This window comes from Pseudomonas sp. 51_B, from assembly GCF_017491595.1.
GTDB classification, from domain to species: domain Bacteria; phylum Pseudomonadota; class Gammaproteobacteria; order Pseudomonadales; family Pseudomonadaceae; genus Aquipseudomonas; species Aquipseudomonas promysalinigenes.
The window spans coordinates 1-13,274 of sequence record NZ_JAFGYW010000034.1 but is presented as its reverse complement, the minus strand read 5'-3'; the positions used below and the strand labels follow the sequence as shown (position 1 = coordinate 13,274).

Here is a 13,274-nt window from a genome sequence, read left to right as displayed (position 1 = left end):
TGACCGACCTACGGGTCAAAGTCGGTCAGTGACGCCAATGGGGCTGCTTGGCAGCCCTTCGCGGATAAACCCGCTTCCACAGTTTCTCCCCTAAAAAACCCCTGCGGGTTCCCGCCACGGGCCGCGACGCGGCCCCATAGTTGGGCGTACGACCTTGATTGAATGGCATTAGCCCAAAGGTCGGCTGTCTCACACCTGCTTCTTCGGTTTCGGCACGCGCACCAACTGGGTGTGTGAGTAAATGTCGTGCCAGCTGCGCTGACGCTTGTCGAACAATGACCAGATAAAGCCCAGCCCCAGGCAAAGCCAGGACGCAATGGCCACCATGAACCTCAGCAGCGCCTGCCACAGGCTGATCGCACTGCCGTCGGCGTTCTGCACACGCACCCCCCAAACCTGCATGCCCAAGGTCTGACCACCGTGGGTCCAGAATTTGGCAAAGAAGCCGAACAGTGCGAAAAGTAGGAGGGTCGAGAGCAGTGGGTCGCCATCCAGCGCGCCGGCCTCGGTCAGCTCGCGCATGCGGGCTTCGCCAATGATGGCCATCTGCACCATCTTGTAGGCACCGGCGGTGACGATCAGCAGTGCCGTGCAAAGCAGGAAGTCGTAGAACATCGCCGCCAGGCGCCGACCGAGGCCGACGGGTGGAAAGTCACCCTGGGGAGAGAGCAAGGGCTTGGGCATGCAATTTAGCTCCGAGTAACGAAGCCGCCATTCTACGGGCAAAAAAAAGCCCCTGCATATCGCAGGGGCTTCTGGGAGTCGGGCTTTGCCTTACACAGCCTGAACTTTGTCAGCCTGCATGCCTTTCTGGCCTTGAACTGCTTCGAAGGTGACCTTCTGGCCTTCTTTCAGGCTCTTGAAGCCGTTGCCTTCGATGGCGCGGAAGTGCACGAACAGATCCGGACCGCTTTCTGGAGTGATGAAGCCGTAACCTTTTTCGTCATTGAACCACTTGACGGTACCGTTCTGACGCTCAGCCATTGTCTTATTTCCTATGAAGCTTAAATATTGATGACAGTTTCTTTTGCGTTATATATACGCCAAAGAGTACTGGGCTGGGTTGCAGGAAAGTAAGAGACGTCGAACGGGTTGTAGCTAATCTAGGCTACTGGCCCAGGTCACGAACTGTTGCGACCCATGCAAACACAGTGTTGTGACTCTACGCCAAGTCCCGAGCGAAAAACAAGCCCTGGGTCGCGTCTAAAACAGGGCTTTCTCCAGGCCTTCGAAAATCTGCCGAAAACGCCGTAGTGCCTGGGCTGCAACCCTGTTCAAAAGTTATTGGGCAGGTTCGAAATCGAATATCTGCAACCTGCCACTGAACCTTATGTCCTGTCTTCAACCACGGTAGTAACGCTGTGCAACGAAAGGCATTTTGCTGACTTTCAAGGCAACCTTCTTACCGCGTACCAAGGCGAACAGGGGAGTGTCCAATGCACAGTGTTCGATATCGATATAGCCCATGGCGACTGGGGCGCCGAGTGTCGGGCCAAATCCGCCACTGCATACTTTGCCAACGTTATTATCGAACGCATCAACAATCTCCGCGCCTTCGCGTACCGGCGTGCGTTCTTGTGGTAACAGACCCACGCGCTTGCGGGCCACCCCCGTTTGCTGCTGGGCAAATATGACCTCGGCGCCGGGGAAACCACCGGCACGGCCGCCGTCTGCTCGGCGAACCTTGGACACTGCCCACAGCAGGCTGGCTTCGATTGGCGTGGTATGGGTGTCCATGTCGTGGCCATAGAGGCACAGGCCTGCTTCAAGGCGCAGCGAGTCGCGTGCCCCCAGCCCGATGGGCTGCACCTGCGGGTCGGCCAGCAGGCGGCGCGCCAATGCCTCGGCGGCGCCGACAGGCACTGAAATCTCGTAGCCGTCTTCGCCGGTGTAGCCCGAGCGGCTTACGTAACAGTCTTCATCGAGCAGTTTCACTGCGCGCACCTGCATGAACGTCATGCCAGCAACCTCGGGTACCAGGCGTTCCAGCACCTTCACCGCAGCCGGGCCCTGCAGCGCGAGCAGGGCTCGTTCCTGGAACAGCGCCTGCACTTCACAACGGTTGCCGATATGCTTGCGCAGGTGGGCCAGGTCCTGCTCCTTGCAGGCCGCGTTGACCACCAGGAACAAGGTGTCGTCGCCCAGGTTGGCGACCATCAGGTCGTCGAGGATGCCACCTTGGTCGTTGGTGAACATCGCATAGCGCTGCATACCCACTGGCAGGTCGATGATGTCTACCGGCACCAGAGTCTCCAGTGCCTTGGCGGCGTCTGCGCCGCGCAGCAGGATCTGGCCCATGTGCGATACGTCGAACAGGCCTGCCTGTTCGCGGGTGTGCAGGTGCTCCTTGAGCACCCCCAGCGGGTACTGCACCGGCATGTCGAAGCCGGCGAATGGCACCATGCGCGCGCCCAGCTCCAGGTGCAGGGCGTGCAGCGGGGTCTTTTGCAGTGTTTCGGACATCGATGACTCCTTGGTTGTATATCGGGTCAACATTCGATGATGTTGACGGCCAGACCGCCGCGGGCGGTCTCCTTGTATTTGCTTTTCATGTCGGCGCCGGTCTGGCGCATGGTACGAATCACCTTATCGAGCGACACGTAGTGCTGCCCGTCACCGCGCAGGGCCATGCGCACCGCGTTGATCGCCTTGACCGAGCCCATGGCATTGCGCTCGATACACGGCACCTGTACCAACCCGCCAATGGGGTCGCAGGTCAGCCCAAGGTTGTGCTCCATGCCGATTTCAGCAGCGTTCTCGACTTGCTGCACGGTGCCGCCCATCACCTCACACAAGGCCCCGGCGGCCATCGAACAGGCTACCCCCACCTCGCCCTGGCAGCCGACTTCAGCCCCGGAAATCGAGGCGTTTTCCTTGTAGAGGATGCCGATGGCGGCAGCGGTCAGCAGAAAACGCACCACCCCCTCTTCGCTGGCACCTGGGACGAAGCGCATGTAGTAGTGCAGCACTGCCGGCACAATGCCCGCCGCACCGTTGGTGGGCGCGGTGACTACCCGCCCGCCATTGGCGTTTTCCTCGTTGACCGAAAGGGCATAGAGGTTGACCCAGTCGAGCACCGACAATGCATCGCGCAGGTTGGCTTCCGGGTGGCGGCTCAGTTGGCGGTACAGTGCCGGAGCGCGGCGCTTGACCTTCAGGCCGCCGGGTAGAACCCCTTCGTGACGGTAGCCGGCTTCGACGCAATCCTGCATCACCTGCCAAATGTGCAGCAGGCCGCTGCGGGTTTCGCTTTCAGGGCGCCAGGCGGCCTCGTTGGCCAGCATCACCTGGCTGATCGACAACTGGTGCGCGATGCAGTGGCCGAGCAAAGCTTTGGCGGTCGTGAATGGATAGGCCAGCACGGTGCTGTCTTCGACGATTCGGTCCTGGCCGGCAGCATCCTCATCCACCACGAAGCCACCACCTACCGAGTAGTACTCGCGGCTGCGAATTTGTAGACCGGCGCCATCGAAGGCTCGGAAAATCATGCCGTTGGGGTGGTAGGCCAGGGGTTTGCGGATCATCGCCAGGTGCTGCTTCTCGTCGAACGCGATGGTCTTCTCACCCAGCAGGCTGAGCTGACCGCTAGCGCGGATGGCCTGCAGGCGGGCGGGAATGATTTCGGTATCGACGCTATCTGGGTGCTCGCCTTGCAGGCCGAGCAATACCGCCTTGTCACTGCCGTGGCCTTTGCCGGTGGCGCCAAGCGAGCCGTAGAGTTCGGCCTTGACGCTGACGGTGCTGGCCAGCAAGCCATCGCGGCGCAGCCCCTGAACAAAGCGCGCGGCAGCGCGCATAGGCCCGACCGTGTGGGAGCTGGAGGGGCCGATGCCGATCTTGAACAAGTCGAAGACGCTCAGTGACATGCTGCCTCCAGCTGGGTTGTTTGGGCGGACACTGAACCGAGCGGGAGCGGGTTGGCCCGCGAATAGGGCGATGCAGCCACTAACGCATTCGCCGGTGAACCCGCTCCCACAGGTTGTGTGTCAAGCCTAGATGCTATCAGGCGTCCTGATAGCTCTCGATCGACGGGCAGGCGCAGACCAGGTTGCGATCACCAAACACGTTGTCGACGCGACCGACCGGCGGCCAGTACTTGCCTTGCACCAGGCTGGGCAGTGGATACACGGCCTGCTCACGGCTATAGCCATGGCTCCATTCACCTACCAGTTCCGCTGCAGTGTGCGGGGCGTTTTTCAACGGGTTGTCATCTTTGTCAACGCTGCCGTTTTCCACGGCGCGGATCTCTTCGCGGATCTGGATCATGGCGTTGCAGAAGCGATCCAGTTCTTCCCTGGACTCACTTTCGGTCGGCTCGATCATCAGCGTGCCGGCCACCGGGAACGACATGGTCGGGGCGTGGAAGCCAAAGTCGATCAGGCGCTTGGCCACGTCATCGACGCTGATGCCGCTGCTGTCCTTGAGTGGGCGCAGGTCGAGGATGCATTCGTGGGCGACCAGGCCGTTGCCACCGGTGTACAGCACTGGATAGTGCTCTTCCAGGCGGCGGGCGATGTAGTTAGCGTTGAGAATCGCCATCTGCGAGGCACGTTTGAGCCCGGCACCGCCCATCATGCGAATGTACATCCAGGTGATCGGCAGGATGCTGGCGCTGCCGAACGGCGCGGCGCATACGGCCCCCTCGGGGTTTTCCAGCGCCGCGTGACCTGGCAGGAACGGCGCCAGGTGCGACTTGACGCCGATCGGCCCGACGCCTGGGCCGCCACCGCCATGAGGAATGCAGAAGGTCTTGTGCAGGTTCAGGTGCGAAACGTCGCCCCCGAATTTGCCTGGGGCGCAAAGGCCGACCATGGCATTCATGTTGGCGCCGTCGATATACACCTGGCCGCCGTTGTCATGGATGATCGCGCAGATCTCGCCAATCGCTTCTTCGAACACGCCGTGGGTCGACGGGTAGGTGATCATGATCGCCGCCAGGCGCTCGCGGTGTTCGATGGCCTTGGCGCGCAGGTCTTGGACATCGACGTTGCCACGGGCATCACAGGCGGTGACCACCACGCGCATGCCGGCCATGTGCGCGGTCGCAGGGTTGGTGCCGTGAGCCGAGGAAGGGATCAAGCAGATATCGCGGTGGCCTTCGCCGCGGCTGCGGTGGTAAGCGCGGATGGCCAGCAGGCCTGCGTACTCGCCCTGGGAACCGGCGTTGGGTTGCAGCGACACCGCGTCGTAACCGGTGGCGGCGCACAGCATCGCCTCAAGTTCGGTAGTCATCTGCAGGTAGCCCTGGCTTTGCTCAGCTGGGGCGAACGGGTGCAGATTGCCAAACTCGGCCCAGGTCACTGGGATCATTTCGCTGGCCGCGTTGAGCTTCATGGTGCACGACCCCAGTGGGATCATGCTGCGGTCCAGCGCCAAGTCCTTGTCGGCCAACAGGCGCAGGTAGCGCATCAGCTCGGTTTCGCTGTGGTAGCGGTTGAACACCGGGTGCTCAAGGATCGCCGACTGACGCAGCAGGGTGGCCGGCAAACGCGAGCCGGTGCTGGCTGCCAGGCTAGCGAAGTCGGGCTGAGCCTGATCGCTGCCGAACAGTTGCCAGAGGGCCTCGACGTCGGCTTGGGTGCTGGTTTCGTCGAGCGACAGGCCCAGGTGGGCAGCGTCGATCTGGCGCAGGTTGATACCCTGGCCCCGCGCCTTGTCATGCAAGCTGGCGGTGGCACTGCCGGTGGCCAGGGTCAGGGTGTCGAAGGCGGTTTCCCCAACCACTTCCAGGCCCAGGTTTTTCAGGCCGGCCGCGAGAATCGCGGTGAGGGCGTGAGTGCGCTCGGCAATGCGCTTGAGGCCCGCCGGGCCGTGGTACACGGCGAACATGCTGGCGATGTTGGCCAGCAGCACCTGGGCGGTGCAGATGTTGCTGGTGGCTTTCTCGCGACGGATATGCTGTTCGCGGGTCTGCATGGCCAGGCGCAGGGCAGTTTTGCCGAAGCGGTCGATCGAAACACCGACCAGGCGGCCAGGCATGTCACGCTTGAAGGCATCGCGGGTAGCGAAATAGGCCGCATGGGGGCCACCAAAGCCCAGCGGCACGCCGAAGCGCTGGGCGCTGCCGATGGCAACGTCGGCGTCGAACTCGCCAGGCGGGGTGAGCAGGGTCAGGGCCAGCAGGTCGGCGGCGACTGCGACCAAGGCATTGGCGGCGTGAAAGCGCGCGACGACCTCGCGGTAGTCGAACACCTCACCGTTGCTGGCTGGGTATTGCAGCAATGCGCCGAAGAAGGCGCTGACATCGCCCAGTTCACGCTCGTCACCCACTACGATTTCGATGCCCAGCGGCTCGGCACGGGTGCGCAACACGTCGAGGGTCTGAGGGTGGCAGTGCACGGAGGCGAAGAAGGTGTGGCTGGCCTTGTTCTTCGACAGGCGCTTGCAGAAGGTCATGGCCTCGGCCGCTGCGGTGGCTTCGTCGAGCAAGGATGCGTTGGCGATCGGCAGGCCGGTAAGGTCACTGATCAGGGTCTGGAAGTTCAGCAGTGCTTCCAGGCGGCCCTGGGAAATCTCTGGCTGGTAGGGGGTGTAGGCGGTGTACCAGGCCGGGTTTTCCAACAGGTTGCGCAGGATAGGCGATGGGGTGTGGGTGTTGTAGTAACCCTGGCCTATATAGCTCTTGAACACTTGGTTCTTGCCCGCGATGGCCTTGAGCGCCGCGAGGGCATCGGCTTCGCTCTGGCCGTCTTGCGAGCCGAGCACGCTGGTGCCTTTTATGCTGTCAGGGATGACCGCTGCGGTCATGGCGTCCAGCGAATCGAAGCCAAGGGTGGCGAGCATGGCCTGCTCGTCGTCGGCGCGCGGGCCAATGTGACGGGCAATGAATTCGTTGGCGGTGCCGAGGTTGATAGTCATGGTCGGGCTCCTCAGGCGTCGTCGTTGGCTTTGATCAAGCGGTCGTAGGCGTCCTGGTCGAGCAGGGCGTTGACTTGGTTCATGTCGGCCGGGATGAAGCGGAAGAACCAGCCTTCACCCAGCGGATCTTCGTTGACCAGTTCGGGGCTGTCGTTGAGGCCTTCGTTGACGGCGACCACTTCACCGGTCAGGGGCATGTACACACCACTGGCGGCTTTCACCGATTCGACGGTGGAGGCTTCGGCGCCTTTTTCATAAGGCTGCAGCTCAGGCAGTTGCACATAGACCACATCGCCGAGGGCGTTCTGGGCGTAGGCGGTGATGCCCACGGTGACACTACCGTCGTCTTCGACGCGTAGCCATTCGTGATCTTCTGTGAAACGCAACTCGCTCATGGGGGATCCTCGGGAAGCAGGGCGATGGGCGCGGTGCGGCCGCGCTCTTGAATTGCGAATCCCGAAGCAATAATGCGGCCAATATTAATAAAGCCTTATAAATCAATGATTTGAAGGTGGATGCGATAAAGGCGCGCCCGGCCACTGTAACGAATTCGCTACATTTGAAGGGTGGCCTAAAACTCGAGGTTGATCAGACCCTTGTCCAGCGGCGTGAACTCCAGGGTGTATTGAATTAATTACAGTGTATTGAAATCGTTCCGTCATGAGCTTTTGCTGGTGATGCCGTATTTGCGTAACCGTTGTGCAATCGCCGTATGCGATGTCTGCAGCCGCCCCGCCAACTGCCGTGTCGAGGGATAACTGGCGTATAGCCGCTGCAGCAACGCCTTTTCGAAATCGCTCACTGCCTGCTCCAAGCTTGCCACCTCGCCATCCTGCCCTCGGGCCACGGAGGTTCCGGCGATATCCAGGTCACCGATATCTACCAGGTTGCCCTCGCAGATGGCCGCAGCGCGGAAAATCACGTTCTGCAGCTGACGCACGTTGCCTGGCCAGGGGTTGGCCAGCAGGGCCGAGTGAGTCGCGGGGGTGAGGCGGCAGGCGGGGCGCTGGATCTGTGTGCAGGCCTGCTGCATGAAGTAGTGCGCCAGCATGAGGATGTCCTGGCCCCGGTCGCGCAGCGGCGGCACTTGCAGGTTGAGCACATTCAGGCGATAGAACAGGTCTTCACGGAAGGTGCCTTCGGCGACCATGCGTTCCAGGTCGCGGTGGGTGGCGCTGATGATGCGCACATCCACCTTCACTTCGCGATCGCCGCCCACGCGGCGGAAGCTGCCATCGCTAAGAAAACGCAGCAGCTTGGCCTGCAGGTACGGCGACATTTCGCCGATCTCGTCGAGGAACACCGTGCCCTGGTTGGCCAGCTCCATCAGCCCGGGCTTGCCGCCGCGCTGGGCACCGGTGAAGGCGCCGGGGGCATAGCCGAACAGCTCGCTTTCGGCCAGGCTTTCGGGCAGTGCCGCGCAGTTGAGGGCAAGGAACGGCGAGGCTTGGCGGCTGCTGATGGCGTGACAGGCACGGGCCACCAGCTCTTTGCCGGTGCCGGTTTCGCCGTGTACCAGCAACGGTGCGTCCAGTGCCGCCACGCGCAGTGCGCGGGCTTTGAGCGTGCGGATGGCCGGTGATTCGCCCAGCAGCGCATCGAAGCCTTCAGCGTGGTCGTGGTGCAGCGCCGACAGGCGCTCGCCCATGCGGCTGGGCGCATACAGTGTAAGCAGCCCGCCTGCGTGGGTGATGGGCGTGGCGTCCAGCAACAAGCTTTGCCCGTGCAGCTGCATTTCGCGCATCGGCAAGCGGAAGTTGTTATCCAGTAGGGCCTGGAGAAGTTCTGGATCGTTGAACAACTCACCCACCGTACGCCCGGCGGATTCGCGGCCGCAAAGGGCGATCAGCGCCGGGTTGGCCAAAAGCACCTTGCCCGCGCTGTCGACCGCTAGCACTGGGTCGCTCATGGCCGCCAGCAGTGCATCGAGTTGCAGGTGGCGGCGTTGGCCGGGAAGGATGTCGACCACCTCCACCGATTGCACGCCATGGACTTCGAACAGGGCGTCGTGAAGTTCTTCTAGCACTGCAGGGCTCAGGGTCGGGGCATCGATATAGACGTTGGGCGGGACCATCTCCACGGCGTCCAGATTGAGGTTGCGGGCACCGAGCAGGGCGAGGACTTCCTGGGTGATACCAACGCGGTCGATGAAACTGACGTGGATGCGCATGGGGCAGAGGGGCGTTGTGGCCGGGGAGGGCAGTAGTATGCCTCAACATTGTCAGGGCCGCAGAACGGCCCCTCTAGGCGACTTCACTCCAAGTGTTCAGGCTTGATCGGATCGCCCGATTTCACGTGAAGTTTCTCGCGGATGTCTTCGAACATCGCGTCGTAGAGCTTGTGTGGCGAGCTGAGCGTCTCGAATTTCTTCGGCGGCTCCAGGTGCGCCTGGGCTTTGCGGCTCAAGACCATCAGAAAGCTCGGTAGCACCTGGTCCTTGGCCAGGAAGAAAGTCTCATCCACCGGCTTGCCTTCGATGCTGCCGTGCATGTGAAACGCCACACCCAGGCCTTCGCCGGGGTCCTGCACGGCTTCGTATTCGATGTTCAGGTCATAGCTATGGTCGGCGCTGTTCAGCGCAATGCGCTCGATGTGTACGTGACCGGGGTGAAATTGGGCCATGGCTCAAACCTCCACAAAATTGAAAAGGCGGGCCCGGCTAGCCCGCCAACTGCAGTCAACGGTAGCTGATACCCGGTGTCTGGGTGCTGATCCGGGTACCGGCGACGCCTTTGACGATATCCTCGATGTTCTCCAGCGAGCTGATCACTGCCACTTTACCGGTATGGCGGGCGAAATCGCAGGCAGCTTGCACCTTTGGCCCCATGGAGCCGGCAGCGAAGCCCAGGCGATCGAGTTCATCGGGGTGGGCCTGGGCAATGGCTTTTTGCGTTGGCTTGCCCCAATCAATGTAGGCCGCATCGACATCGGTGGCGATTACCAGAAGGTCGGCTTTCAACTGTTCGGCCAACAACGCCGAGCACAGGTCTTTGTCGATCACCGCCTCGACCCCCTTGAGCTTGCGGTTTTCATCGTACAGAGTCGGGATGCCGCCGCCCCCTGCGCAGATCACGATGCTTTTCTTTTCGAGCAGCCAAGTGATCGGGCGGATTTCGAAGATGCGTTTGGGTTTTGGGCTTGCGACGACACGCCGATATTTGTCGCCGTCGGCCTTGACCACCCAGCCCTTTTCCTTGGCCAGGCGCTGCGCTTCCTCTTTGCTGTACACGGGGCCGATGAACTTGCTTGGGTCTTTGAAGGCCGGGTCGTCGGCATCTACCTCAACCTGCGTCAGCAGGGTAGCGAACGGCACTTCGAAGTCCAGCAGGTTACCTAGCTCCTGCTCGATCATGTAGCCGATCATGCCTTCTGTTTCGGCACCCAGCACATCCAGCGGGTAGGCTTCGTCGGGCTTGTACGACAGCCCTTGCAGCGCCAGCAGGCCCACCTGCGGGCCATTGCCGTGGGCGATCACCAGCTCGTTGCCGGGGTGGATCTTGGCGATCTGTTCGGTGGCTGTGCGTATATTGGCGCGCTGATTCTCAGCGGTCATCGGCTCACCGCGGCGTAGCAGGGCGTTGCCGCCCAATGCAACAACGATACGCATGGGAAATGTCCTTTAAGCGAAAGAAATGTGCGCTGTTGGGTGGCCGGACACCGCACCGTGGCAGCGGGTAACCCCGCTGCCACAGGTGACGCGGGCTGCCCAGCCTTACAGGTCAGCCAAGGTCGAAACCAGGATCGCCTTGATGGTATGCATGCGGTTTTCCGCCTGTTCGAAGGCGATGCACGCCGGCGACTCAAACACGTCATCGGTCACTTCGATGCCATTGGCCAGGTCCGGATACTGCTCGGCAATCTGCTTGCCTACCTTGGTTTCGCTGTTGTGGAAAGCAGGCAGGCAGTGCATGAATTTGGTCCTGGGGTTGCCTGTGGCTTTCATCATCTCCTTGTTCACCTGGTAGGGCTTGAGCAGCTTGATGCGCTCACCCCAGGCTTCGATCGGTTCACCCATCGAAACCCAGACGTCGGTGTGAATGAAATCGACGTCCTTGACCGCAGCCTTGGGGTCTTCGGTGAGGGTGATCCGTGCGCCGCTTTCTTCGGCGTACTGCTGGCAACGCTCGACCAGGTCTTCATGGGGCCACAGCGCTTTGGGGGCGGCGATGCGTACGTCCATGCCGAGCTTGGCGCCGATCAGCAGCAGCGAATTGCCCATGTTGTTGCGGGCGTCGCCCAAGTAGGCGTAGCTGATGTCGTGCAGCGGTTTGTCGCTGTGCTCACGCATGGTCAGCACATCGGCGATCATTTGGGTTGGGTGGTACTCATCGGTCAAGCCGTTGAACACCGGCACGCCTGCGAACTTGGCCAGTTCTTCGACGATTTCCTGTTTGAAGCCACGGTACTCGATGGCGTCATACATCCGACCCAGCACGCGGGCAGTATCCTTCATGCTTTCTTTGTGGCCGATCTGCGATGAGTTGGGGTCGATGTAGGTGACATTGGCGCCCTGGTCGTAGGCCGCAACTTCAAACGCGCAGCGGGTGCGGGTGGAGGTTTTTTCGAAAATCAGCGCAATGTTGTTGCCTTTGAGGTGTTGCTGTTCGGTGCCGGTGTATTTGGCGCGTTTGAGGTCGCGTGACAGATCCAGCAGGTATTTGAGCTCGCGCGTGGTGTGGTGTTCGAGGCTGAGCAGGTTACGGTTGTGGATGTTGAACGCCATGACGGTTCTCCTTGAATTCGGTAGGGGGCCTGGCCGCCACCTCGTGAGTGCGGCCGGGTGTGCAGTGGGCGTTAATAGTCGATAGGGTCGCGTACGATCGGGCAGGTCATGCAATGGCCGCCGCCGCGGCCGCGGCCTAGCTCGCCGGCGCTGATGGTGATGACCTCGACGCCGGCTTTGCGCAGCAGGGTGTTGGTGTAAGTGTTGCGGTCGTAGCCAATGACCACGCCTGGCTCGATGGCCACCACGTTGTTGCCGTCGTCCCACTGTTCGCGCTCGGCGGCGAAGCTGTTGCCGCCGGTCTCGACCACCCGCAGCCCGTCCTTCAGGCCAAGTTGCTCGCCCACCACCTCGATGAACGACTTGTGAATGCGACGCACGTCCATGCCGTACGGCTTGTTTTCATCGGGGCGGATGATGAACGGGACGATCTCCTTGACCACTTCCGGGAAGACCGTGACCAAGTCCCGGTCGCAGAAGCTGAACACCGTGTCCAGGTGCATGGCCGCGCGGGATTTGGGCAGGCCGGCGACGATCACCTCTTTCACGGCCCCCTTGGCGAACAGGTTCTGCGCCAGTTGGCCGATGGCTTGGCGCGAGGTGCGCTCGCCCATGCCGATCAGCACGATGCCGTTACCGATCGGCATCACGTCACCGCCTTCGAGGGTTGCGCTGCCGTGGTCCTTGTCCGGGTCGCCGTACCAGACCTGGAAGTCGGCGCCGGTGAATTCCTTGTGGAATTTGTAGATGGCGGTGGTTAGCAGGGTTTCCTGGCGCCGCGCGGGCCAGTACATCGGGTTCAGCGTCACACCGCCGTAGATCCAGCAGGTGGTGTCACGGGTGAACTGGGTGTTGGGCAGCGGTGGCAGGATGAAACTGGAGTGGCCCAGGTATTCGTTGTACATGCGCACCACATCGGCGCCTTCGCTCTGCGGTAGGTCCTGGCCGGCCACTCCGCCGATCAGAAATTCTGCCAGATGGCGAGGCTCCAGGCCTTCGAGCCAGCTGCGCACTTCGTGGGTCAGGCCGACACCCACGCTGTCTGCGGTGATCTTGCGGTCGAGAATCCAGTCCAGGGCCTGTTTGTCCTGCACGATATCCGTCAGCAAGTTGTGCATTTCCAGCACGTCTACCCCACGCTCGCGCATTTTGGTGACGAAGTCGAAATGGTCACGTTTGGCCTGGTCGACCCAGATCACGTCGTCGAACAGCAGCTCGTCACAGTTGCTTGGGGTCAGCCGCTTGTGCGCCAGGCCCGGTGCGCAAACCATTACCTTGCGCAGCTTGCCGGCTTCGGAGTGGACACCGTACTTCTGTTTTTCAGCGGACATGGTTCATTCCTCCAATTGAACGAAGACGTGGGTCAAAGGGTCAGGAAGCCGTCATACAGGCCATAGGCTGCCACCAGGGCGCCGACGACCACGGCTGCGAAGATCAGTTTTTCCACGTTGGTGAAGATCGGCTGGCCCACCTCCCGCTTGGCTTTGGCGAACAGGATCGCGCCGGGGGCGTAGAGCAGGGCCGAAAGCAGCAGGTATTTGACCCCTCCGGCATACAGCAGCCAGATGGCGTAAAGCAGTGCGATGGCACCGATGATCAGGTCCTTCTTGCGTTCGGCCAGGGCCTGTTCGTATGTCTCGCTGCGCAGTGCCAGCAGGAAGGCATACGCCGCTGACCACAGGTAAGGCACCAG

The 13,274-nt window shown here is 61.5% G+C and carries 11 protein-coding genes and 1 pseudogene; all 12 read right to left on the bottom strand.

Annotation, left to right across the window (positions count from 1 at the left end):
* Window positions 1-189 precede the first annotated feature (189 nt).
* Window positions 190-684 carry an RDD family protein gene (locus tag J5M56_RS22065; RefSeq protein ID WP_060478735.1) on the bottom strand — a complete coding sequence of 165 codons (495 nt, stop codon included), beginning with the start codon at window positions 682-684 and terminating at the stop codon, window positions 190-192.
* A gap of 90 nt (window positions 685-774) precedes the next feature.
* Window positions 775-984 carry a cold-shock protein gene (locus tag J5M56_RS22060; protein ID WP_186477711.1) on the bottom strand — a complete coding sequence of 70 codons (210 nt, stop codon included), beginning with the start codon at window positions 982-984 and terminating at the stop codon, window positions 775-777.
* Window positions 985-1,341: 357 nt separating this feature from the next.
* A complete protein-coding gene (gene gcvT, locus J5M56_RS22055) occupies window positions 1,342-2,463 on the bottom strand; it encodes a glycine cleavage system aminomethyltransferase GcvT (protein ID WP_186477712.1) in 1,122 nt (373 codons plus the stop codon).
* Between the two features lie 26 nt (window positions 2,464-2,489).
* The gene (locus tag J5M56_RS22050) at window positions 2,490-3,866 is read right to left on the bottom strand and encodes an L-serine ammonia-lyase (protein WP_186477713.1); all 1,377 of its coding nucleotides are present in this window, start codon (window positions 3,864-3,866) and stop codon (window positions 2,490-2,492) included.
* Between the two features lie 136 nt (window positions 3,867-4,002).
* The gene (gene gcvP / locus J5M56_RS22045) at window positions 4,003-6,858 is read right to left on the bottom strand and encodes an aminomethyl-transferring glycine dehydrogenase (protein WP_186477714.1); all 2,856 of its coding nucleotides are present in this window, start codon (window positions 6,856-6,858) and stop codon (window positions 4,003-4,005) included.
* Between the two features lie 11 nt (window positions 6,859-6,869).
* Window positions 6,870-7,253, bottom strand: coding sequence for a glycine cleavage system protein GcvH (gene gcvH / locus J5M56_RS22040; protein ID WP_060478730.1), 384 nt, complete (start codon window positions 7,251-7,253; stop codon window positions 6,870-6,872).
* A gap of 263 nt (window positions 7,254-7,516) precedes the next feature.
* Window positions 7,517-9,028, bottom strand: coding sequence for a sigma-54-dependent transcriptional regulator (locus J5M56_RS22035; RefSeq protein WP_207937795.1), 1,512 nt, complete (start codon window positions 9,026-9,028; stop codon window positions 7,517-7,519).
* An 83-nt stretch (window positions 9,029-9,111) separates the two neighbouring features.
* Entirely contained in the window at window positions 9,112-9,480 is a 369-nt protein-coding gene (locus J5M56_RS22030; RefSeq protein ID WP_060478728.1) for a DUF5064 family protein, read from the bottom strand.
* 55 nt (window positions 9,481-9,535) lie between these two features.
* Entirely contained in the window at window positions 9,536-10,465 is a 930-nt protein-coding gene (gene arcC / locus J5M56_RS22025) for a carbamate kinase (RefSeq protein WP_207937794.1), read from the bottom strand.
* A 105-nt stretch (window positions 10,466-10,570) separates the two neighbouring features.
* A complete protein-coding gene (locus J5M56_RS22020; RefSeq protein WP_207937793.1) occupies window positions 10,571-11,581 on the bottom strand; it encodes an ornithine carbamoyltransferase in 1,011 nt (336 codons plus the stop codon).
* Between the two features lie 71 nt (window positions 11,582-11,652).
* Window positions 11,653-12,912: an arginine deiminase gene (gene arcA / locus J5M56_RS22015; RefSeq protein WP_060478725.1), complete on the bottom strand. Its 1,260-nt coding sequence runs from the start codon at window positions 12,910-12,912 to the stop codon at window positions 11,653-11,655.
* 32 nt (window positions 12,913-12,944) lie between these two features.
* Window positions 12,945-13,274, bottom strand: a pseudogene (locus tag J5M56_RS22010) (arginine-ornithine antiporter); the annotation flags it as partial.

Bases quoted from the DNA above. Each gene is read 5' to 3' on its own strand.
- J5M56_RS22065 (WP_060478735.1), bottom strand. From the start codon at position 684: ATGCCCAAGCCCTTGCTCTCTCCCCAGGGTGACTTTCCACCCGTCGGC.
- J5M56_RS22060 (WP_186477711.1), bottom strand. From the start codon at position 984: ATGGCTGAGCGTCAGAACGGTACCGTCAAGTGGTTCAATGACGAAAAA.
- gcvT (WP_186477712.1), bottom strand. From the start codon at position 2,463: ATGTCCGAAACACTGCAAAAGACCCCGCTGCACGCCCTGCACCTGGAG.
- J5M56_RS22050 (WP_186477713.1), bottom strand. From the start codon at position 3,866: ATGTCACTGAGCGTCTTCGACTTGTTCAAGATCGGCATCGGCCCCTCC.
- gcvP (WP_186477714.1), bottom strand. From the start codon at position 6,858: ATGACTATCAACCTCGGCACCGCCAACGAATTCATTGCCCGTCACATT.
- gcvH (WP_060478730.1), bottom strand. From the start codon at position 7,253: ATGAGCGAGTTGCGTTTCACAGAAGATCACGAATGGCTACGCGTCGAA.
- J5M56_RS22035 (WP_207937795.1), bottom strand. From the start codon at position 9,028: ATGCGCATCCACGTCAGTTTCATCGACCGCGTTGGTATCACCCAGGAA.
- J5M56_RS22030 (WP_060478728.1), bottom strand. From the start codon at position 9,480: ATGGCCCAATTTCACCCCGGTCACGTACACATCGAGCGCATTGCGCTG.
- arcC (WP_207937794.1), bottom strand. From the start codon at position 10,465: ATGCGTATCGTTGTTGCATTGGGCGGCAACGCCCTGCTACGCCGCGGT.
- J5M56_RS22020 (WP_207937793.1), bottom strand. From the start codon at position 11,581: ATGGCGTTCAACATCCACAACCGTAACCTGCTCAGCCTCGAACACCAC.
- arcA (WP_060478725.1), bottom strand. From the start codon at position 12,912: ATGTCCGCTGAAAAACAGAAGTACGGTGTCCACTCCGAAGCCGGCAAG.